Source organism: Acinetobacter sp. 22301, from assembly GCF_052045285.1.
GTDB classification, from domain to species: Bacteria; Pseudomonadota; Gammaproteobacteria; order Pseudomonadales; family Moraxellaceae; genus Acinetobacter; species Acinetobacter pittii.
In genome coordinates, this window is record NZ_JBQEOR010000003.1 from 20155 (window position 1) to 41029 (window position 20875).

The 20875-nt window shown below is 37.3% G+C and carries 23 protein-coding genes; 15 read left to right on the top strand and 8 right to left on the bottom strand.

Annotated features, from left to right (window positions below):
• Positions 1-20: 20 nt before the first annotated feature.
• The 3 genes from ACTJJH_RS06565 to ACTJJH_RS06575 form a co-directional block, all read right to left on the bottom strand.
• Complete coding sequence (locus tag ACTJJH_RS06565) at positions 21-914, bottom strand: selenocysteine synthase (RefSeq protein ID WP_440600906.1); 894 nt, start codon at positions 912-914, stop codon at positions 21-23.
• Between the two features lie 125 nt (positions 915-1039).
• Positions 1040-2182, bottom strand: a complete 1143-nt coding sequence (locus ACTJJH_RS06570) for a hypothetical protein (protein ID WP_032038100.1) — start codon at positions 2180-2182, stop codon at positions 1040-1042.
• 358 nt (positions 2183-2540) lie between these two features.
• The gene (locus ACTJJH_RS06575; protein WP_032038098.1) at positions 2541-3242 is read right to left on the bottom strand and encodes a DsbA family oxidoreductase; all 702 of its coding nucleotides are present in this window, start codon (positions 3240-3242) and stop codon (positions 2541-2543) included.
• A gap of 177 nt (positions 3243-3419) precedes the next feature.
• Here ACTJJH_RS06575 and ACTJJH_RS06580 point away from each other — a divergent pair, with 177 nt between their 5' ends.
• On the top strand, positions 3420-4178 hold the full coding sequence (locus ACTJJH_RS06580; RefSeq protein WP_032038092.1) for a hypothetical protein: 759 nt from the start codon (positions 3420-3422) through the stop codon (positions 4176-4178).
• A gap of 21 nt (positions 4179-4199) precedes the next feature.
• On the opposite strand, the gene ACTJJH_RS06585 is transcribed toward ACTJJH_RS06580, so the two are convergent.
• Positions 4200-4565: a MerR family transcriptional regulator gene (locus tag ACTJJH_RS06585; RefSeq protein ID WP_002114700.1), complete on the bottom strand. Its 366-nt coding sequence runs from the start codon at positions 4563-4565 to the stop codon at positions 4200-4202.
• A gap of 71 nt (positions 4566-4636) precedes the next feature.
• On the opposite strand from ACTJJH_RS06585, the gene ACTJJH_RS06590 reads away from it, so the two are divergent.
• Positions 4637-5281, top strand: a complete 645-nt coding sequence (locus tag ACTJJH_RS06590) for an RBBP9/YdeN family alpha/beta hydrolase (RefSeq protein ID WP_068906721.1) — start codon at positions 4637-4639, stop codon at positions 5279-5281.
• Between the two features lie 69 nt (positions 5282-5350).
• Here ACTJJH_RS06590 and ACTJJH_RS06595 read toward each other — a convergent pair whose 3' ends face one another.
• The gene (locus ACTJJH_RS06595) at positions 5351-6067 is read right to left on the bottom strand and encodes a hypothetical protein (protein ID WP_440600907.1); all 717 of its coding nucleotides are present in this window, start codon (positions 6065-6067) and stop codon (positions 5351-5353) included.
• A 279-nt stretch (positions 6068-6346) separates the two neighbouring features.
• Here ACTJJH_RS06595 and ACTJJH_RS06600 point away from each other — a divergent pair, with 279 nt between their 5' ends.
• From ACTJJH_RS06600 to ACTJJH_RS06615, 4 genes are all read left to right on the top strand, one after another.
• A complete protein-coding gene (locus ACTJJH_RS06600; RefSeq protein ID WP_032038084.1) occupies positions 6347-6838 on the top strand; it encodes a hypothetical protein in 492 nt (163 codons plus the stop codon).
• A 178-nt stretch (positions 6839-7016) separates the two neighbouring features.
• On the top strand, positions 7017-7571 hold the full coding sequence (locus ACTJJH_RS06605) for a hypothetical protein (protein ID WP_440600908.1): 555 nt from the start codon (positions 7017-7019) through the stop codon (positions 7569-7571).
• Positions 7568-7957 carry a hypothetical protein gene (locus ACTJJH_RS06610; RefSeq protein WP_440600909.1) on the top strand — a complete coding sequence of 130 codons (390 nt, stop codon included), beginning with the start codon at positions 7568-7570 and terminating at the stop codon, positions 7955-7957. Before ACTJJH_RS06605 ends, ACTJJH_RS06610 begins: the two co-directional genes overlap by 4 nt.
• Positions 7958-7973: 16 nt before the next feature.
• On the top strand, positions 7974-8699 hold the full coding sequence (locus ACTJJH_RS06615; RefSeq protein WP_410559676.1) for a HipA N-terminal domain-containing protein: 726 nt from the start codon (positions 7974-7976) through the stop codon (positions 8697-8699).
• 45 nt (positions 8700-8744) lie between these two features.
• On the opposite strand, the gene fadA is transcribed toward ACTJJH_RS06615, so the two are convergent.
• The 3 genes from fadA to ACTJJH_RS06630 form a co-directional block, all read right to left on the bottom strand.
• Positions 8745-9917: an acetyl-CoA C-acyltransferase FadA gene (fadA, locus tag ACTJJH_RS06620; RefSeq protein ID WP_005065826.1), complete on the bottom strand. Its 1173-nt coding sequence runs from the start codon at positions 9915-9917 to the stop codon at positions 8745-8747.
• 12 nt (positions 9918-9929) lie between these two features.
• Positions 9930-12083, bottom strand: a complete 2154-nt coding sequence (fadB, locus tag ACTJJH_RS06625; protein WP_440600910.1) for a fatty acid oxidation complex subunit alpha FadB — start codon at positions 12081-12083, stop codon at positions 9930-9932.
• Between the two features lie 150 nt (positions 12084-12233).
• Positions 12234-12350: a hypothetical protein gene (locus ACTJJH_RS06630; protein WP_078210141.1), complete on the bottom strand. Its 117-nt coding sequence runs from the start codon at positions 12348-12350 to the stop codon at positions 12234-12236.
• Between the two features lie 315 nt (positions 12351-12665).
• On the opposite strand from ACTJJH_RS06630, the gene lpxO reads away from it, so the two are divergent.
• The 9 genes from lpxO (at position 12666) to ACTJJH_RS06675 (ending at position 20815) form a co-directional block, all read left to right on the top strand.
• Positions 12666-13580 (top strand): lipid A hydroxylase LpxO, encoded by a 915-nt coding sequence (gene lpxO / locus ACTJJH_RS06635; protein WP_000598899.1) that lies wholly within the window; start codon positions 12666-12668, stop codon positions 13578-13580.
• Between the two features lie 84 nt (positions 13581-13664).
• The gene (locus ACTJJH_RS06640) at positions 13665-13790 is read left to right on the top strand and encodes a hypothetical protein (RefSeq protein WP_014208213.1); all 126 of its coding nucleotides are present in this window, start codon (positions 13665-13667) and stop codon (positions 13788-13790) included.
• A complete protein-coding gene (locus tag ACTJJH_RS06645; RefSeq protein ID WP_081313827.1) occupies positions 13787-14830 on the top strand; it encodes a DUF1311 domain-containing protein in 1044 nt (347 codons plus the stop codon). Before ACTJJH_RS06640 ends, ACTJJH_RS06645 begins: the two co-directional genes overlap by 4 nt.
• A gap of 310 nt (positions 14831-15140) precedes the next feature.
• Complete coding sequence (locus ACTJJH_RS06650; RefSeq protein WP_440600911.1) at positions 15141-15671, top strand: CHAP domain-containing protein; 531 nt, start codon at positions 15141-15143, stop codon at positions 15669-15671.
• Between the two features lie 133 nt (positions 15672-15804).
• Positions 15805-17604 carry an excinuclease ABC subunit UvrC gene (gene uvrC / locus ACTJJH_RS06655; protein ID WP_002114749.1) on the top strand — a complete coding sequence of 600 codons (1800 nt, stop codon included), beginning with the start codon at positions 15805-15807 and terminating at the stop codon, positions 17602-17604.
• A 121-nt stretch (positions 17605-17725) separates the two neighbouring features.
• Positions 17726-18520, top strand: a complete 795-nt coding sequence (locus ACTJJH_RS06660) for a thioesterase family protein (protein ID WP_002115041.1) — start codon at positions 17726-17728, stop codon at positions 18518-18520.
• A 118-nt stretch (positions 18521-18638) separates the two neighbouring features.
• Positions 18639-19226, top strand: a complete 588-nt coding sequence (gene pgsA, locus ACTJJH_RS06665) for a CDP-diacylglycerol--glycerol-3-phosphate 3-phosphatidyltransferase (protein ID WP_002114808.1) — start codon at positions 18639-18641, stop codon at positions 19224-19226.
• 126 nt (positions 19227-19352) lie between these two features.
• Positions 19353-20207 (top strand): methylated-DNA--[protein]-cysteine S-methyltransferase, encoded by an 855-nt coding sequence (locus tag ACTJJH_RS06670; protein ID WP_057075914.1) that lies wholly within the window; start codon positions 19353-19355, stop codon positions 20205-20207.
• Entirely contained in the window at positions 20204-20815 is a 612-nt protein-coding gene (locus ACTJJH_RS06675; RefSeq protein WP_213688960.1) for an alpha-ketoglutarate-dependent dioxygenase AlkB family protein, read from the top strand. The genes ACTJJH_RS06670 and ACTJJH_RS06675 overlap by 4 nt, the downstream gene beginning before the upstream one ends.
• Positions 20816-20875: the final 60 nt, after the last annotated feature.

Sequence of the window (20875 nt, forward strand, 5' to 3'; positions counted from 1 at the left end):
CACAATTTGGGAATTTATGATTAAAAATTAGCTTCTAGATTTATTTGAACGCTGAGTTGGTGTTTCGGATCATCATCAATATGGTTAAAAAAATTAAGATCATTTTGCATAAAAATCCAATCTCTCCATATCGGTTGGCGCCATGAAATATAAGGACCCCAGCTATTTAGTCGAATATCATTTTTGGTATATACGCCACCGCTATAAATACCGTAAGTTAGACTATTATCTTTTACAAACTCAAATTGTTGAAAAGTCCAGTTGCCCCAGTTGTAATCTTCATTTTCGCTCTTATTTACATTAAATTTATTAGAAAATAATGTGTTATCTTGCATTTTTTGCGTTAGGTTTAGCGTGGTTTCAGTGTAGTTTCGGCTAGTAGAGCCGTAGCGAAATATCTGCTCTGTATCAAAGCTAATGTTATGTCTCAAATTCCATTTCTTTTTTGCCAGAAACTGGACATACACATCACTCTCAGAGTTAGAGCCTAAATCAAGGTTATTTTCAAAAGGCATCCATGTTGAAATGGTGGCCCAGCTTGCACTCAGTGGATTAGTAGCCGAAACCTGTGCCGATGAGTTTTTCTTCTTTTTCTTACCAAAGGCTTTATAAGTTTGTTCAGGCTGAGTCGCACGTTTCCATAACGTATCATTTCCAAATACAGCCATAAGCTCTTGAATTAAACCAGCATCAGCTAAAGCATTGTTTGCTTCTACTTCACAAGGCGAGCGTGAAAGTGATTGTCTTTTTACTTTAGCGAAACTCGTAGAAGTATAGGGATAACGCCGTGACCGTTGGTGTTTTAAAGAGTTATAAAAAAATTGAGTATGTGGAAGTAAAGCTAATAAACCTAAACTATAAATACAAATGAAGACTGTCGATTTATTTTGAAATGGAGAAGAAAATTGATTCATTTTGAAAGATAAGGAATCAAAAATAAAATTAGAACAATACTTTAAAAGGCTAATCTTAAAATTTTATTTAAAAGTATTTTGTTATTCATCACCTTGGATAAGGTTCCAAGGTGATGTTTGCTAGCTTAGAAAAGTGCTTCTAAACGTAAGAAGGTGCTGACAAAATGATTACGGTCTTCGCGGTGGTCATTAAAGTAATTTACATCGCCTTGTACAAAGAACCATTCACGTAAAACGGGTTGGCGCCATGAAACAAACGGTCCCCAACTATTTAAACGCAAGTCATTGTCGTTGTAATAACCACTTGTATAAATACCATAGTTAAAACGGTTGTTTGCAAAGAAACTGTGCTCGCGGAATGTTCGGTTTTCCCAAGCTAGATCATCATCCTGATCATCGGCATAGGTTAGGCTGAACTGATTGGATAAAATCGGCTGATTCGGTCGAGCATGAGTAAGTTCAAGATTAGTACGTAAGTAGTTTTCGCTGTCTATGCCGTAACGATAAATTTGTTCAGCATAAAACTTAAAATCATTACGAAGTTGCCAATCTCTCGATGCTTTTAAACGAACATAAATATCGTCTCCAGAACGAATACCTAAGTCGGCATCGGTTTCAAAAGGCAATTTTTTCGAGAAATTTGACCAACGTAAAGCAATTGAGCTGTTGTCATCTCGAGTTTGTTTACCATCTAACTTCTTATTAGAATCTTGATTTGGGTTTTGGTTAATATTGGCTGGGCTGTTATTAAATTCATTATCTAAAGAGTCATCACCAAATACCACGCTTAAACGTTTTTCTAGCGTAGGGAGCTTAATCTTACCGCGAATTCTGGGCTTAATTTCAAAGTTGTCATATTCATTCCAATAGTTGTCGACCATAACCCGAATGGTTGCAGTAGCTGGTTTTTGTGGATCAACTTCACCAAACCAATTATCAATTTTTTCAGAAGTACGATCGGCCCAATTACGAATTTTCTTTTGCTTACGATCAACCCAGGTTTGATCTTCGGTTTGTTCGGTAGGCGGAACAATAGGCTCATTAGACTGTTCTGGAAAAATAGTTGGGGTTGCGTCTACCCAACGCGGAATTTGATCTAAGAGATTTTCGTCTGTGGTGACTTCAGTTTGTACTCCAGATGATGTACTTCCTACTTGTTGGTTTGCAGAAGAAGAGGCGGTCTCTGCATGAGCGATGCATACTGAACCAAATCCAATCGTTAAAAGTGCAAAAAGCTGCCGGTACGGCATTACATGAAATGTTTTCATATCTATCTTTATGTTTTGTTGTTGTTTCCACTTTTGTTGATTTTTCTAATAAAATCAAGAGGAGGACACAAAAGTTAAGTAAATTTAACTTTTTTTACATATTTGAAATAAATGAAAAAGTTTAAGCTATTAGCGATTATTTTTAGCCAAAAAAATCCCCCAGTGAAGGGGGATGATAGATCAAGGAAACTTCAAATTCCGATCATTATACACATAAAAAACAGAACATTACAGCGCGAATATTCTAAGCGGCAATAATAAACTGATTTTTAGCAATTAGATAGTTCTTTTTTTAGAACGCTCTATTGCTAAAATGATGATAAAACATACGATTTGATCACGTTTTAATTGTGTTCATTTATTTCTTTGGAACATCACAAGTTTCATCGGTACAAACAGCCGCATCATCTTGCTCGACTGCTTCAGTATTTGCTTTGATTTGTGCTTTTTCCAAAACTTGTAAAAAGACTTCACGTGGTTGAGCGCCAGCAAGAGCGATTCTTTGGTCGAATACAAAAAATGGCACGCCAGTTACATTAAGCTGCTCACGTGCAATTTTTTCATCATGGCGGACAAAGTCAGATAGTTCGTTGGTATCTAGTACGTATTCAACTTCAGCATTGTCTAAACCAATACGAGATGCAATTTCTTCTACAACTTCACGTTCGCCAATTGCGAGACCTTCGGTCATATAAGCATGGAAAAAAGCTTCTTTAGCTTCATTACCTAAACCTTTGCTTTGCGCAAGGTGAATAATACGGTGTGCATTGAAACTATTGCCTGAGTTCGCCTTTTGCCATTGGAAATCAATACCTTCAGAAGCAGCCATGGCCGCAATATTGCGCTCCATTTCTTCCATCTCTTCATAGGTACGGCCATATTTTTTAGCTAAGCGCTCAGTATTCGAAGTGTCATGTTTTGCTGGTGCATCAGGATCTAATTCAAAACTATGCCAGTGAATTTCAAGATCAATACCTGCTTCAGCAGCTACATGCTCAAGGCGTTTTTTGCCGATATAACAAAAAGGGCAAACTACATCAGACCAGACATCTACACGCATGGGAGAATCTCATAAATTTTAATTACCCATCATAATAGGGATGATGGATCAGGATTTAAAGCTTTGAGTAGCGAATACAGTGTTGCGTATTGTGAAATAAATGGCATATAAAGAAGAATAAGCTCTATTTTATAACTATAAAGAGCAAAACTATAAGAAGGGAAATAGGAGGTGTGTATGCGCCGAGTTTTGATTGCGATTGCAAGTCTGATTGTTATCACAAGCATTGTTTTTTTCACCTATCAGCATATCAAACAACAGCAAGCCAAAGACAGTAGTCAAATGTTTGATGTCGTCATGACTGAAAAAATGAATCAGCTTTATGACCAAGCACAAGACTGGTCTAAACCCGTCCAGCTCGATATCCACGATAAGCGTTTGGCAGGACACTATAAGCAAATTTCAGAATTCCTTTTAAGTTATTGGATTCAAAATATTAATGCACGTAATGCATATTTAAGAGAACTCAAAGCAGCCAAATGGGATACTTTTTTAAATGTGGACCGTTTAGATCTTGATAAAAAACAAAAATTTGCAGAAACCGAAAAGATGCTAGCCGATGTCCGTAAAGCTTCGGATCAGTATCAGAGTGAATATGAAAAGATTCATAAGACTTTCTTAGCAAAGGTTCAAGAGTTATCTGTTGATGCAGAGATGAGGCAACTTCTTGAAATGAAATTGGGAACTCAGCAAAAAGCAGATCAAGATCATGCAATTTTTATGATTGAGCTACAAATTTTAGATAAAGCAGAAGAAATGTTTAAGCTTCTAAAAAATTATGAGTGGCAAAAGAAAGATCAGATGATTCTTTTTCATGAAAATGCTCAGGTCAAAAAATTTAACGGGCTTTATCAAGATGTTCTAAAGCTAAATGCAAAAATTGAAAAAATTAAGAAAAAGAATGTAGCTGCACTCGAAGGAGATTTAAAAGAATAAGCAAAGCATGAGCATCAAATATTATGATTTGGTGCTCTCGACTTTCCCTTTGGTTAAAAAAGATTGTAATAAACTTTGAGAAGTTTGCAGTTTGTTTAACTGCTCAGACACATGCATGAGTTCAGTTTGCAGTTTTTCTTGAACCACTGAGCATAGTGTAAATACTCGTTCATCTAAATCAAAACAAGGCAGCAAAACCTGAATATCTTTTAGGTGCATGCCTGCATCATTTAATATTTTAATTTTCTTAATATTTTCAATATCTTTTTGCGTATAACTTCGATAGTTATTACTCGCTCGAAGAGGCTGTATAAGCCCTAAGCTCTCGTAATAACGCAGCATACGAGGACTTACTTTTGTAAGCTCGGCAACTTTAGCTAAGTTCATAAAACGGGGTTGACCTTAACAGTGGTGTCATAGTTTAGCATGTTTTTATCTTTCAAAATGGTACTTGTTCAATGATCAGAAAACTCATTTTATTGGTGTTATTCGGATTAATGTCATTTGTTGCAAATGCCAAAACACTTGAACTGCAGGAGAAGAACATGCGTCAAATATTTGTGCTTCACGGTTACTCTGCTTCTATCGATGATCATTGGTTTCTAGATTTAAAACATCAAATAGAAAATGAAAATACAACGGTTACTTTAATTCCATTTCCAGATTCTGAGAATCCAGACGTAGATGCATGGCAGAAAGTTTTAGATCAACAGATCCCTAAGGTGGATGAAAATACCTATTTTGTTGCGCACAGTTTAGGGGTGATTACGTTACTGCACTTTTTGCAAAGACATGACTATCAAAATATTGGAGGAATGATTTTAGTATCCGGATTTTCTGGTTACATTTCAGATTCTTCTGTTCTTAATAGTTATATAACGAAGAGTAAAGTCGATACAAATTACTTTAAGGACATAAAGAAAAAGCTGGTGTATTTATCGGATAATGATGATTTGGTTCCGCCCAAACTGACTATTGAATTGGCGAAAGAAATTGATGCGCCGCACATTACCGTTCCTAATGGTGGGCATTTTTTGGGTAGAGAAGGTTATACGAAATTTCCGCAATTAGTTGATTCTTTAAAAGAGATGTTAAATGATTAATAAAAATCCCCGTAGTAAGCGGGGATTTTTTATCTTTACTGAAAGTTTGTAATTTTTTTTCGTAGCCTATTAGGGCTGGTAAATGATACCCATGACTTTCGCAGGTAAAGCGATAATATCGAAAGTTAAGGTAAACGGAAGCAGTGGTAAACTTGCTAGCTTCTCTTTAGTTGATAAGGGCACTTTTCCACTTTTATCGTGAAGATATTGGATTTTAACTTGATATGGCTTAGATAAAGGGGTTATTGTTTTAAGATTTTTTACAGGAGGATAAACAGTTCCTTTAATATTTAAATCAAATTTATGTGGTTCTGATGTCTTTGCACAGCCACATGGAACTACACCATATAGTTTAAATAAAGCTGATTCTTTCTCGTTCAATTTCCCATTAGGTGGGGTGTAAGAAAATCTAATATGCCCGTAAAAATGATTACTATCCGGAACTGGAGCATTAAAATCTAGCTCATTACTTATTTGAATATATTGTGGATTTAATTGATTAATTAATTGAATGAAATCGTTACCGCCTTTACTAATGACATAACTATATTTTTTCCCTGCGATGACAACACTGTCCTCTGGTTCATTAGGGAGAGATACTGATGGTTTACCAAATGCAATTACATCATCTTCAATTAAAGTGATCCATTCATGGCCTGAGTCATATTTTGTAAATAGCTCTCGCGTGTTTTCACCAATAATTCGGTTACTCGCACAACCAGTGAGAAAGAAACTGACGAGTAGGCAGCTCATAAGAATATTCTGATTTAATACTTTAAAGTTCATTATTTCTGTTGAATTCAATGGATTTATAAAAGTCTGACTATAAACAAAAGATCTTAATATTTAAATCTAGTAGTATGATCTGACTTAGTTATACTCAGACTAATTTCTAAAATATTTTAGAAAGTCCCTTACTATTACATTAAAAATTTTAATTATATTTACCGTTTATCTGAGTCTTACTGAATCAAATTCGACTTTGTTGTAGCCTATTTATAGATACTTTTAATTTAATCATCATCTTTTTAATTTGAATAGGGTGAATGATTTTTGGAGCAAGTTATGAACTTTCTAAAACAATCAGCTTTCATTGCTGCATTTGCTTTTATGGGTTTACCGACTGTTCAAGCAGAGGAAGTAGCGACTTTACCAACAATTCGCGTTATGGCTGAATCTGAGTTACGTGAAGAGGTGGGTTTTGTACCTTTCCAAGAAGATAAAAAAGTGCGCCAGGCGCTGCAACATCATGAGTATAAAACACATTACGATATACAAAATGCTTTAGTCCCTGAAGGCATGACGACAGTAGATTATCAGCCAGTCATGGCACAGCCTGATTTGTCTCAACTTTCTCCATTCTTACAACAATACATTTTAGCGGTAGCGGGTGGAATACAGTCTTCTGATCCAACCAACGGTATTTTTGAAATATTAAGACCTTTGAACATTAACCGAAGTAATGTCGATGCTTATCGTGAAGGTACGATGAAAGTTAACCTTAGTGATCTCATAAAATTACAACAGCAAATTCAAGATGGTTTAAAAGGACGTTAAAATAAAAATCTCCGCATTTTTAGAAAAGATTAAAATTATGTTTTATTGATTTTATAATTGTTTGAAATTACATATTATTTTATTTACCATTATAAATATTTATATTATTAAGTATTGGGCGACACATTTTGTCGCTTATAGTTTTTTTCATAAGTTTTATTAATGCATTTGGGATACTATGGATAAGTTAAATAGTAGTTACAATATCTTTGATATCTCTCATGTAGAGTCTGATCTTTTAGAGCAATTAGGTACAAAAAGTAAATTCTGGTATTTGTCTGAAGGTGAAGAGTTTCTTTTTAAAAGTGTGCAATCTAATACAGGAGAGCGATTAGGTGATGATTGGGCTGAAAAAATCTCTTGTGAATTAGCCGCTTTGTTAGAATTACCACATGCACATTATGAATTGGCGATACACAAAGGAGTACGTGGTGTTATAACCAAGAATTTTATTTCTGAGCGAGGAGAGCAACTAATGCTTGGTAATGAACTTCTTGAAGGTCTTGTATCCTCTGCTGAAGAAGGTAACCCAAACATACAATTTATTGAAGATGTATATAAAATTATGCGAAACACTATCATCAATAAGCCAATTGGATTTAGTAGTCTAGCTAATATTAAATCTGCTAGTGATTTTTTTGTTGGTTATTTGATGTTTGATGCCTTAATTGCAAATCAAGACAAGATAGGCATAATGAAAATTGGGGAACTATCATTACTGTTAAAGGTGTGAAACATCTTGCACCAAGCTATGACCATGGAGCGAGTTTAGCAAGAAATGTTAGTGATGAAGAAAAAAGAATACGAATGACTTCAAAGGATAAAGGGCAGCAAATACCAACCTTTGTTCTAAAAGCAAAATCATGGTTTTTAGAAAAGGAAATAGCTGGTAAAAAGAAAAGGCTGAAACTATTAGATGCTTTTCGGCGTTATGCTTTAATGGAAAGAGTCGCTGCAAAGAGTTGGTTAGAGATATTGAATAAGGTTAAAGATGATGATGTAAGATTAATTATAGATAGGGTTCCTGAGACTCTTATGTCTTCTACCTCAAAAGATTTTACATATGAATTAATTTTATGTAATAAAGCTAATCTATTAGCAATAAAACGTGATTTGTAAGTGAGGAATTGTCAGCATGAAAAGTGTTTTTGTTATGTGGCAAGATTCTACAGGTACACGAATGTGGCATCCTGTTGCTAAATTAACTCAACAAAATTCTTGTAGATATGTTCTGAGCTACACAAAAGGTGCTCAGCACGAAAAGTTTTCATTTTTTCCTAATATGCAGGATATTTCTAAAAGCTATACTTCTGATAGATTATTTAGTTTCTTTAGAAATAGGTTAATTCCTGAGAGCCGCCCTGAGCATGACAATATGTTTGAGTGGTCTGGTTTATCTAGTGATTCTAAAGATTATTTAGAGTTACTTGCAATTTCAGGAGGTGAAAAGAAAACTGATCATTTTCGAATCGTTAATTTACCTAAAAATGAAGATGGTTTTTATCGAATCAAGTTTTTTATTAGTAGTATCAATTATTTGAATGAGATTGAGAAAACTAGTATTACATCTCTGCGACCTAATGATCGACTCAAATATCAATTTGATGAAAATAATTTGGTTGATGTAGATGCAACAATTTTATTGAAAGAAGATAATGTTAGGGTTGGGTACTTGCCACATTATTTATGTAAAGACTTGAAAAAATTACTTAATTATTTAAATGAAGATGATATTCAAATTAAAGTACTAAAGGTAAATCTAGATGCACCCTCGCAGTTTAAGGTTTTATGCGAATTAAAAGCACCATGGCCAGAAAATTTTAATGCCTTTAATGATGAAGAATTTTCTAGTTATGAATAATAAAAATCCCCGCATTGAGCGGGGATTTTTTTATCTTGGTGTTAATTAAACACGTTCGATCACTGTTGCAATACCTTGACCAAGGCCGATACACATGGTCGCAAGACCGATTTGAGTATCTTGTTGTTCCATTACGTTCAACAAAGTAGTTGTGATACGTGCACCAGAACAGCCTAGTGGGTGACCCAAAGCAATCGCACCACCATTTAAGTTAATGATGTCTTGCTTGTCATAAATACCTAAGCCTTTCATTACTGATAAGCCTTGAGCAGCAAATGCTTCGTTTAACTCGATAGTTTGAATATCAGCCATCGTTAAACCAGCACGTTTAAGCGCTTTTTGAGTTGCTGGAACTGGACCGTAACCCATGATTGCTGCGTCACAACCTGCAACTGCCATAGAGCGAATTACAGCGCGTGGTTTTAAACCTAACGCTTGTGCGCGTTCAGCAGACATAAGTAACATTGCAGAAGCACCGTCAGATAAAGCTGAAGATGTAGCCGCAGTTACAGTACCGCCTTTCGGGTCAAATACAGGACGTAATGCTTTGAACGCTTCAAGGTTTGCATCTGGACGAATTACTTCGTCGATGTCGCAAAGGATTTTAAAGCCATTAGCATCGTGGCCTTCAACACCAACGATTTCGTTTTTGAAACGACCTTCTTGAGTTGCAGCCCAAGCACGGCGGTGAGATTCAACACCAAAAGCGTCTTGCTCTTCACGGCTAATGCCATTCATGCGACCTAACATTTCAGCAGTTAAGCCCATCATGTTAGATGCTTTTGCATAGTGTTTAGATGCTTCTGGGTTTAGGTCGATGCCATGCATCATACCTACGTGGCCCATGTGCTCAACACCACCAATAATGAAGATATCACCTTGGTTAGTTGCAATCTGTGCAGCAGCAGTATGAAGCGCTTGCATAGAAGAACCACAAAGACGGTTTACTGTTTGACCAGCAACAGTTTTTGGTAAGTCAGCCAATAAGCCGATGTTACGGCCAATGTTCATACCTTGTTCTAGAGTCTGGTTTACACAGCCCCAGATCAGGTCTTCAACTTCGTTTACATCAAACTGGTTACGGGCAACGAGTGCACGAACCAATTCAGCAGATAAGCTGTCAGCACGTACATTACGGAACATACCGTTTTTGGTTTTACCCATTGCAGAACGTACGCCATCAACGATGACAACGTCACGTGGATTTAAAGTAGCCATTCACGTTGCTCCTTAACCGTAGAATTTTTTGTTGTTAGCAGCCATGTCGCGCAACATTTGTGGCGCTTCATAAGCCTTACCTAAGTGTGCATATTTGTCGCAAAGTGCAACGTATTCAGCAACACCAGTCTGGTCGATATAACGACATGGACCACCACGGAATGGAGGGAAACCTACACCCATAATCATTGCCATGTCTGCTTCAGCAGCAGTTGCAACGATGTTGTCTTCTAAGCAACGAACTGTTTCGTTACAGAAAGCAAGCATCATGCGGTCAATGATTTCTTGGTTATCAAACTCGCGTTTCTCACCCGTTACGAAAGGAGCAATGATTTCATACGCTGTTGGATCAACAGTTTTTGCTTTTTTGCCTTTCTTATCGAGTTCGTATTTGTAGAAACCAACGTCATTCTTTTGACCAAGGCGTTTAGCTTCGTACATTGCTTGGATTGAACCTTTGTAGTCTGGCTTCATGCGGTCTGGGAAACCTTCAGCCATGACTTCTGCACCATGTACACCTGTGTCGATACCAACAACATCGATGAGGTAAGCAGGACCCATTGGCCAGCCAAACTTAGACATTACATTGTCAACTTGTTGGAAGTCTGCGCCATCTTTTACAAGAAGGTCGAACGCACCAAAGTAAGGGAACAATACACGGTTAACCAAGAATCCTGGGCAGTCGTTTACAACGATCGGTGTTTTACCCATTTTTTGAGCAAGAACAACAGTAGTTGCAATCGCTTCTTCAGAAGTCTTTTCACCACGAATCACTTCTACAAGCGGCATCATGTGAACTGGGTTGAAGAAGTGCATACCAACGAAGTTTTCAGGACGTTGTAATGCTTTTGCTAAACGCGTGATTGAAATCGTAGAAGTATTAGAAGCAATAATCGTATTTTCACGAACATTCTTCTCAGTATCCGCAAGTACCATTTCTTTTACTTTTGGATTTTCTGTAACTGCTTCGATCACGATATCAACTTCTTTAAACTCATCGTAGCTTAAAGTAGGACGGATACGTGCAAGCGTTTCACCCATTTGCGCAGGTTTCATTTTCTTGCGTTCAACTTGTTTAGTTAACAAGCTATTCGCTTCTTTCATACCTAAAGCAAGTTGTGGGTTACCAATATCTTTCATAATAATTGGTGTACCTTTGCTTGCTGCTTGGTAAGCAATACCACCACCCATGATACCAGCGCCAAGTACAGCTGCTTGGTTTACAGGATGTGCACCTTTTTCATGTTTTTTAGCAGTTTTCTTAACAACTTGGTCATTGAGGAATAAACCAATCAATGCACCAGCTTGTGGAGTAATCGCAGCTTTTGCAAAACCTTCAGCTTCTGCTTTTAATGCTTCGTCACGCGCAAGGCTTGCACCTGCTTGTAATGAATCAAGTAATAATTTTGGAGCAGGGTATTGAGCAGGATTTGCTTTAGCAAGTACAGCACCTTTTGCTGTGTTGAACGCCATCATCTGTTCAAGTGGGTTCAATTTTACAGCGTCAAGTTTTTCTTGGCGTTTAGCTTTCCAGTTCAAACGACCAGAAATTGCTTGCTTAACTAAGTCAGTTGCAGCTTCAAGTAATTTATCAGCAGCTACAACCGCATCTACAGCACCATCTTTAAGGGCAGCAGCCGGTTTTTTAGGAGCAGCCATTGCCATCCATTCAACCGCGTTGTCGATACCAATAAGACGGCTTAAACGTACGCTACCGCCAAAACCTGGGTAAATACCAAGTTTAATTTCTGGTAAGCCCACTTGTGCAGCTTCTGACATCACACGATAGTCACACACTAAACACATTTCAAAACCGCCGCCTAACGCCATACCGTTAATAGCAACAACTTTTGGAATTTCTAAATCTTCAAAGCTATTGAAGATTTCGTGAACAGGCATAAGCCAGTCAACAATCGCTTTTTCGCCTTGAGCGAAGTTTTCACCAAATTCGGTAATGTCTGCCCCAACAATAAATGTTGATTTGCCCGACGTAACAACTAAGCCTTTAATATCGTTATTTGCTTTTAACGCAGCAATAGCAGCTTGGAAATCTTCAATTGTTGCACGGTTAAATTTATTGACCGACTCACCTTGTAAGTCAAAGCGGAATTCTGCAATTCCGTCCGAAAGCATTTGGACGGTAATGGCATTGCCAGCGTGGATCATGCCTGATCTCCTTGGTTTTGGAGGACTTCTAAGTTGATGTTATGAAGCGTGTGCACATCTTAGGTACACATTTATGCTTCGCTAATCTTACGATAACTATATCTAAAAAAAACCTGACAAGTTGTATCAAGCCGTGACGCAAGGGTCATCTTATTTATTATTCAATTCATCTATATGAAATGCATAAAAGAAATCATAAAGATAGCTAATAACGAAAGACATTTGTTTTAATTTAACTTTTTCTTGATAAAGCATAGGAATTATCAATTTTTTATATAAAAACGAATAAGTTTTAAAAGTTAATTTTTTGTCAAAAATGTCAATTGTTAGTGGGATCATCTGTAAATAACAGTAATAATAGTAATAATAGTAATAAATTTTAACTTCCTTAAATTTATGGAAAAATACACTATATTTAAAATTTTTATTACAACAGCGCTGTCTATTATTTGACTTAATTTTTTTACATTCGCTTTTTCTAAGTCAATTTTGTTAAAATTTGCGCCAATTAAATAAACTTCCGGTTTCTCTCTCCTTAAATATAAGGTGAAGTTGCCCCTAATCTTTTGAAAGAGTAGCAATATGATTAAGTGGATCATATTAGCGATTTTTGTGATATCAGCATTGTATATCCAGCATCGCGGCAAAGTGCGTCACTCGTTTTATCGTCAATTTTTTGACCATTCAACCTTGCTCGCACCGATTAACTTTTTAATGTACATCTTTTCAAAGGTGCCGAATCAACCTTATATCGATACACAGCATTTTAAAGATTTAAAAGTGCTGGATGAAAATTGGGAAATGATTCGTGATGAAGCGAAGGCGTTATATGACCAAGGTGGGATTAAAGCTTCAAGTACCTATAATGACTTAGGTTTTAACTCATTCTTTAAAACAGGTTGGAAGCGTTTTTACCTCAAATGGTATGAATCGAGTCATCCATCTGCTGCTGAGCTTTGTCCAAAAACCACAGCACTTCTTAAAACATTGCCGACAATTAAAGCCGCAATGTTTACTGAACTTGCACCTGACAGCCGTTTGGTAAGACACCGTGATCCGTATGCAGGTTCATTACGTTATCACTTGGGTTTGATTACGCCGAATGATGATCGGTGTTTTATTGATGTCGATGGTGAAAGATATTCTTGGCGTGATGGTCAAAGTGTCGTGTTTGATGAAACTTATATTCACTATGCTGAAAATAAGACTGATCAAAACCGTATTATTTTCTTTGCAGACGTTGAACGTCCAATGAAAGTAAAATGGATGGAGCGTTTCAACCATTGGTTTGGTCGTAATGTGATGACTGCGGCAAGTTCACCGAATGAAACAGGCGACCAAACAGGTGGCCTAAATAAAGCTTTTGGTTATGTCTATCAAATTCGTATTAAAGCTAAGGCTTTAAAAGCTAAGAACCGTAAGTTGTATTACTTCTTAAAATGGTTCTTGATGCTTGGGATTTTCTTCCTGATTTTTGTTCGACCATATGTATTTTAATTAAAGCGCCCGAAAGGGCGTTTTTTATTTTGATTATTTAAATAATTTGCATTTATTTTATACATTTAAAAAAAGATTATTGGCATGAATAGTACTTTATTTAAAATTTTAGGTGAATTTTATATTAATTATTGGGATGATAATACAACTGGTAAATATATACCTTTCTTGTACTTAATAAATTTAAAAATTTGCGTGGAATATAAATGAATACGGTGATGAAACAAGCTTTAGTAATAACTACATTCAGTGCAGCAGTAATATTGACTGGATGTGGTAAATCTAAGCCAGAGCCAAAATCAAAAACAGAAAAAGTTGAGGTAGTTTCGGATTGGAGTTGTACACACCCTGAGAATTTAAATCAGATTCAAACTTCTTTGAAAAAAGAATATTTAAAGCAAATTGAGCGTAGCTTAAGACAAAGTCAATATCAGGTTGATGCAGATATTCTTAATAAAATTAATCAAGGTTTGAAGTTTGAAATTAAAAATATCCGCACTTTACCATTAGAAGACGAAAGCCAAAAAAATACACAATTAAGTTGTGAAAGCCAATTGGTCATTTCACTGCCGAAAGGTTTACAAAAACGTGCGGAAAAAGCATATATTGAAGAGCTGCGTCATTCTGATGAAGAATCACAGACGCTCAATGACTATTTTTCGGATAATGAATCATCTTTGACTCTTGAAAATGACCAATTGAAAGGTGACTTTTTCTATAACATCACAAAAACAGATAAAGAGGGTTTGGTGTTTGACTTGCCAACTCAAAATAGTGTGATTGAAGGATTGGTTTTTGTTGCCACTAAAGCTGTGCAATATGCAGCCTATGTTAAAGAAAATGAGTTGATTGAAGAAAATATTGAAGAAAATCAGCAAATATCTGAACAAAATAATGAAGAGCAGACTGCTTTGGCTCAGGAAGCTATGGATGTTCGTAAAAAAGAACTGGATAGTGACAAAGCGAAGCAAGTGGAACGCTTAAATCAGACTTGGGACAAATTGAGTGCTGAGAAAAAAACTCAATTTAAACAAGATCAATCGGATTGGTTTAAAAAACGTGATGTTGAATGTAAGGTGCTTGCACAAAAGACTGTAGATGAAATTCCTGAAAAAGACTTAGAAACTTACCAAAAGCAATCCGATTATTGGACTGCTGACATGCGTAAGCAAAACCAAGACATGCAATATACACAGTGCTTTACTCAAAAAACGATAGAGCGAACGGTTTATTTAAATAATTTAAATTAATCCTAAAACTCTTTATAAATGCTTGGCCAGTCGTATTGAAAGGAATGCGATTAACCAATTACGGGCAAATACTCTACTTTTACAAGTAGGAGGGTTAAGCTCAGTAATTGAATTTCATTTGTAATGTATATTTATACAAATATTAAAGCGCCCGAAAGGGCGTTTTTTTATGCTCTACAGTATTTAATGGATTTTGTGACTCATTTCACGGTGCTGGTAATTTGTTACAACTATTAAAAGCCAATAGGCAATTTTGATTCTACAATGGCGCGGTTTTTTCGAAGACTGGTCAGCGGAAGTAGGTTTTAAAATGGCTCATGCTCATCACGCAGCTCATGCACATGTTCATCATATCGAAGAGAGAAAAGAAGAAAGTTCTCAAGGCGATTTAAAAACAAAAGTGATGTTAAGACAAGCAGCTTCGAAGACTGAAAAATCTAAGCGATCTAGAACTAAAAATCATAAAACTGAAGACCAAAATATTAATTTGCATAAGTTCTCAAGTAAGCTCGAAAGTATCTCTGCCAACCATAGTAAAGAGAAATGCGCCAAAAATATCCGTATTGCTCTACAAGCGGCTGGAGCAGATGTATCAAAGCATCCTGTAGCTGCTTCTGATTGGGGGCAAACGTTAGAAAAGAATGGTTATAAGAAAATTAAACCTGCTTTCAACCGTCCACAAGAAGGTGACATTTACATTATTGAGCGAACAAGTGGTCACACCTATGGTCATATTGCAGGCTATACGGGCAATGGTTGGTTCTCGGATTTTCGTCAAAAAACCTATGCGGTCTACAAAGAAAAAGACGTTAAATATAGTTACTATCGTCTAGATTCTTAAGCAAGTACGACACAATCTGTCGGACCATATCTAAATCTCTTTCCAAATTTATGTTCTGGCACAGTAAAGCACTTGAAAAGTAGGAGTGAAAACATCACATTAGGTATTCAGTATTAAGCCATGCATGCCAATAGTGAATCAAAACGCTCGTCCTCATATTGAAAAAATTTTAGCCAACATGACCCAGCTTCCAGGTGTTTATAAAATGCTAGGGAAGGAGGGTGAATTGTTATATGTCGGCAAAGCAAAAAACCTAAAAAATCGGGTGTCGAGTTATTTTGTTAAAACAATTGAGCATCCTAAAACACAAGCTTTAGTTGCACGAATTTATGATATCGAAACTTTGGTTACTCGTTCAGAAACTGAAGCTTTACTCTTAGAACAAAATTTAATTAAACAACATCGTCCGCCTTATAACATTATGCTGCGGGACGATAAGTCTTATGTCTATATTTTTGTTTCGGCTGACAAGCCTTATCCTCGGCTTGCCAGTGGGCGTGGTAAAGGTAAGCACCAAATTGGTAAGTTCTTTGGACCGTACCCAAGTGCCTATAGTGCACGCGATACATTACTGGTTTTGCAAAAACTTTTTAATGTGCGTCAGTGCGAAAATAGCTATTTCTCACAGCGCAAGCGTCCATGTTTGCAATATCAAATCAAGCGGTGTTCAGCCCCTTGTGTAGGTCTGATTTCGCCCGAAGATTATAAAGAAGACGTTAATAATAGTATTCGCTTTTTGCAAGGTGATACCAAAGAGCTTAATCAAGAGCTCATTGCCAAAATGGAACAAGCAGCGGCTGAGCTTGAATTTGAAAAAGCTGTTTTTTACCGTGATCGTTTATCTTTATTGCGTGAAGTACAAGCCCAACAAGCCGTATTTAAAGTCAAAGGCGAAGCGGATATTCTGGCAATTGCATATCAGGCAGGCGTGACATGCGTGCAAATTATGTATGTACGCAATGGGCGAATGCTGGGTGGAAAAAGTTATTTCCCAGACATGCTCGGTGATGATCTTGGGCAAATGCTGAGTGACTTTATGGCGAACTTTTACTTTCAGGTTGCCGATGAAGTTCCCAATGAGCTCATCGTAAATATTGCTTTGCCTGACTGTAAAGAATTAGAAGAAGCGTTGGCACAGCAGTTTGGCAAAAAGGTTCAGATTAAGAGTAATGTTCGAGAAACTCGTGCCGAGTGGCTGGAACTAGCCGAAATGAACGTTCAACATGCCATTAAGGGGCAGTTGAGTAATCATTTAGAGCTTAATGAACGTTTCCATCAGTTAGAGCAAGTGGTGGGAAGACCCGTTGATCGTATTGAGTGTTTTGATATTAGTCATACCATGGGTGAAGCTCCAATTGCCTCATGTGTCGTGTTTGACCAAGGCGGGGCGCGTAAACGTGACTACCGCCAATTTGCGATTCAAGACATTACAGCAGGCGATGATTATGCTGCTATGCGTCAAGCTTTAACACGTCGTTATAAAAAAGCCATATTGCCTGATTTACTGTTGATTGATGGTGGTAAAGGCCAGCTCCATATGGCGATGGAGGTCATGCAAGAGCTTGGGCTAGACGCTTTTATGGTGGGTGTATCTAAAGGTGAAGGGCGTAAACCCGGACTTGAAACCCTGCATTTTACCGACGGCACAAAAATCCAGTTACCGGAAGACCATAAGGCATTGCATTTGATTCAGCAGGTACGTGATGAGGCCCATCGTTTTGCGATTACCAAACATCGTGCTAAACGTGATAAACGCCGAAGTACCTCAGTTTTAGAGGCGATTCCTGGGTTGGGTCCAAAGCGCCGTCGAGATTTATTAACTCATTTTGGTGGAATCCAAGGCGTTTTAAAAGCATCTGAAAAAGAGCTTACTCTTGTGCCCGGTTTTGGTGAAATGATGGCAAGAACGATTTATAAAATTCTGCATGAATAAAGATAAGTTTCTATGCTGAATGACCAAATAGTTGGTATATAAGTACAAGAATGATCATTCACATTCCCTTTAAAATGATGAAAGATGTTTCATCAAGAGTCAGAGTGCTTTAGGGAAGTGAATGTCATTACTGCAATTATTTGAAGAAATAAAACAAAAGGAATGGATTGAAATACCTGAAGGGTGGCTACAAGGGCGAACTGTTTTTGGTGGTCTTGTTGCTGGACTACTCATGCAAAAAGCCTGCTGCAATATTCAAGATCCAAATAAAAGATTATTAAGTTGTAGTATTACTTTTGTGGGGCCTGTACAGCAGGGACCTGCTCAATTGACTATTGAAATTTTAAGAGAAGGAAAGTCGGTCACTACACTTGAAACCCGTTTATGGCAAGATGGTGCGGTACAAACGATTTTGGTGGCAAGCTTTGGTGTGCCGCGTGCGTCGAATATTGAAGTGCGACATGAGCCTATCGTTCCAGTTTATAGGCAACCTGAAGAGTTACAACCTATTCCTTTTGCTAGACAAATGCCAGAATGCTATCAACATTTTGATGTATGCTGGGCGGAAGGTCATTATCCTGTTACAGGAAGTCAGTATGCTGACTTTGGAGGATGGTCAAGGTTTAATCCCGATAAGCATGAAAATCGTCAAATGACTTTGCCAGATTTAATTGTTTTGATGGATATTTGGCCGCCTGGTGTATTGCCGATGTTTAAGCAAGTTGCTCCTGCAAGTTCTTTAACTTGGCACATTACCTATGTCCATCCGTTCCAACATCAATTGTGTGACTGGTTTAAATATAAAGTGGTAACTGAATATGCAGGTGAAGGTTATTCCACAGAATATGCCCATCTTTGGGACCAAAATGATCATTTAATTGCAATTTTACGGCAAACTGTTACGGTATTTACCTAAGCAGTCCACTTCCTCGATTCATATATTTCGTATAAAGTGGCTGTTACAGATAGATACAATATTGAAGAAAGTATTTTTGTCTGTTACAAGATGCATGAAGACTTAATTGGCGGTGTTTATGACCACAGGGCGAATCCTGAATATCCCAAATATCCTAACATTAGCGCGTATTGCGCTTATTCCTGTATTTTTGGTGATCGCGTATTGGCCGCCTGCAATGGGTATTGGTGAGCATGAAGGTAGTATGAGTCGTCATATTATCTTGACGGCTATTTTTGTGTTTGCTGCTATTACCGATTGGTTTGATGGCTATTTAGCACGAACTTTAAACCAGACTTCAGCATTTGGCCGTTTTTTAGATCCAGTTGCAGATAAGCTCATGGTGGCGGCTGCACTGATTGTTTTAGTGCAGTGGAATCCAACCATTTCAATGGCTTTTGCGGCAATTGTGATTATTTCACGGGAAATTACAGTTTCTGCTTTACGTGAATGGATGGCAGAACTTGGCGCACGAACCAGTGTGGCAGTATCGACTGTAGGTAAATATAAAACAGCCTTTCAGATGATTGCCATTAGTGTGTTCTTACTTAATTGGCAGCCTTTAGAAATGCTTGCCTATGCTTTGTTATATACAGCGGTCATTTTAACTTTATGGTCAATGTTTATTTATCTTAAAGCAGCTTGGCCTTATTTAAAGCAGCCTTAAGTGCATATTGAATGATTAAGCCTTTCTACAATGAAAGGCTTTTTTATTTTTGAAGAGTGCAAGAATCGGGTCGTCATAGGGCTTTGGCTACTTTAATGTAAGATATAAGTGCTAAGGAGGTGACACATGCAAATGCTTTCTTCTCGGCAATTTGCTGTAATTGCCACTGTGATTGAATATTTATATGAACATCTGGACCAGCAACCCAGTCTGGATGATGTTGCAAGCCATATGAATTTAAGTTCAGGTTATATTCAACGCCAGTTTCAAGAATGGGTAGGGATTAGCCCGAAAAAATTTGTGCAATATATGAGTTTGCAACAGGCTAAATATTATCTGTTGCAACAGCGGAGTTTATTGGAAACTGCTTTAAATACGGGTTTATCTGGCACAGGACGTTTACACGATCTGTTTATTCAGCTCGAAGGGATGACGCCTGGTGAATATAAACAACAAGGCGAAGGCGTTATCCTTAATTATTCGGTTGAGACAAGTCCCTTCGGTGAGTTGTTGGTGGTCAGTAGTGAAAAAGGAATATGTTCTATACGGTTTATCGAAACTCACGACAATATTGAACAACTAATTAAACAGTACTTTCCGAAAGCTCAATTGAAAAATCAGTCACCGATTTGGCATCAACAAATTGCAAAGTGGTTTGAACAGGATTTTTCAGAACACTTACAGCAGAAACTTCCTCTTAATTTGGCTGGAACCCCATTTCAGCTACAAGTATGGGAAGCCTTGCTCACCATTCCAGAAGGTCAATTGCGTACTTATCAAGACATTGCAGAGCAAATTGGGAAGCCTAAAGCAGTCAGAGCCGTTGCTACTGCAATTGGACAAAATCCGATTGCATATCTGATTCCTTGCCATCGAGTGATCCGTGCCACAGGGATGGTCGGAGAATATCATTGGCAAAAGGGGCGTAAATTGGCATTGTTAGCTTGGGAGATGTCAAAGCAACATGGAGAGACCGTATGACCTTGGATTTATTTTCTCCAGATCCTTGTGAGAATTTATTACCCTACGATGGTGAAGTTCAGGACTATGGTTGTATTTTAAGCCTTGAAGAAGCTGAACAATATTTTCATTATCTTTATCAACACCTCGCATGGAAACATGACGAGGCTAAGTTGTATGGCAAGCACTTTATTACAGCTCGAAAAGTTGCATGGTATGGAGATGATTACTATCAATATAAATATTCGGGTGTCGCACGTGATTCTTTACCTTGGGACAAAGCACTCGCCAAACTAAAACAACAGGTAGAAAAAATACTTTCAGAAAAATTTAATTCTTGTTTGGCAAATCTTTATGAAGATGGAACCCAAGGAATGGCTTGGCACAGTGACTCGGATGTTTCTTTGGCAAGAACGACAACAATCGCCTCTTTAAGCTTTGGTGCTACTCGTAAATTTTCTTTTAGACATATTCAAAGTAAAGAGAAAGTTGAATTGTGGCTACAACCAGGCCAACTCATTGTGATGCGTGGTGAGACTCAACAATATTGGCAACACCGTTTAAATCGCTCAACAAAGATTTTACAACCACGTATTAATCTTACTTTTCGGCAATTTAAGTTTTTATAAAAATAAGACAAGAAAAAAGCCCATGATGGCAGCATGAGCTTATTCCTCTGAGGGGGATGC

Bases quoted from the DNA above. Each gene is read 5' to 3' on its own strand.
- ACTJJH_RS06590 (WP_068906721.1), top strand. From the start codon at position 4,637: ATGATCAGAAAACTCATTTTATTGGTGTTATTCGGATTAATGTCATTT.
- ACTJJH_RS06580 (WP_032038092.1), top strand. From the start codon at position 3,420: ATGCGCCGAGTTTTGATTGCGATTGCAAGTCTGATTGTTATCACAAGC.
- ACTJJH_RS06585 (WP_002114700.1), bottom strand. From the start codon at position 4,565: ATGAACTTAGCTAAAGTTGCCGAGCTTACAAAAGTAAGTCCTCGTATG.
- ACTJJH_RS06595 (WP_440600907.1), bottom strand. From the start codon at position 6,067: ATGAACTTTAAAGTATTAAATCAGAATATTCTTATGAGCTGCCTACTC.
- ACTJJH_RS06570 (WP_032038100.1), bottom strand. From the start codon at position 2,182: ATGAAAACATTTCATGTAATGCCGTACCGGCAGCTTTTTGCACTTTTA.
- ACTJJH_RS06645 (WP_081313827.1), top strand. From the start codon at position 13,787: ATGAATACGGTGATGAAACAAGCTTTAGTAATAACTACATTCAGTGCA.
- lpxO (WP_000598899.1), top strand. From the start codon at position 12,666: ATGATTAAGTGGATCATATTAGCGATTTTTGTGATATCAGCATTGTAT.
- ACTJJH_RS06605 (WP_440600908.1), top strand. From the start codon at position 7,017: ATGGATAAGTTAAATAGTAGTTACAATATCTTTGATATCTCTCATGTA.
- fadB (WP_440600910.1), bottom strand. From the start codon at position 12,083: ATGATCCACGCTGGCAATGCCATTACCGTCCAAATGCTTTCGGACGGA.
- ACTJJH_RS06565 (WP_440600906.1), bottom strand. From the start codon at position 914: ATGAATCAATTTTCTTCTCCATTTCAAAATAAATCGACAGTCTTCATT.
- ACTJJH_RS06615 (WP_410559676.1), top strand. From the start codon at position 7,974: ATGAAAAGTGTTTTTGTTATGTGGCAAGATTCTACAGGTACACGAATG.
- ACTJJH_RS06670 (WP_057075914.1), top strand. From the start codon at position 19,353: ATGCAAATGCTTTCTTCTCGGCAATTTGCTGTAATTGCCACTGTGATT.
- ACTJJH_RS06640 (WP_014208213.1), top strand. From the start codon at position 13,665: ATGAATAGTACTTTATTTAAAATTTTAGGTGAATTTTATATTAATTAT.
- pgsA (WP_002114808.1), top strand. From the start codon at position 18,639: ATGACCACAGGGCGAATCCTGAATATCCCAAATATCCTAACATTAGCG.
- ACTJJH_RS06675 (WP_213688960.1), top strand. From the start codon at position 20,204: ATGACCTTGGATTTATTTTCTCCAGATCCTTGTGAGAATTTATTACCC.
- ACTJJH_RS06650 (WP_440600911.1), top strand. From the start codon at position 15,141: ATGGCTCATGCTCATCACGCAGCTCATGCACATGTTCATCATATCGAA.
- ACTJJH_RS06575 (WP_032038098.1), bottom strand. From the start codon at position 3,242: ATGCGTGTAGATGTCTGGTCTGATGTAGTTTGCCCTTTTTGTTATATC.
- fadA (WP_005065826.1), bottom strand. From the start codon at position 9,917: ATGGCTACTTTAAATCCACGTGACGTTGTCATCGTTGATGGCGTACGT.
- ACTJJH_RS06600 (WP_032038084.1), top strand. From the start codon at position 6,347: ATGAACTTTCTAAAACAATCAGCTTTCATTGCTGCATTTGCTTTTATG.
- ACTJJH_RS06660 (WP_002115041.1), top strand. From the start codon at position 17,726: ATGTCATTACTGCAATTATTTGAAGAAATAAAACAAAAGGAATGGATT.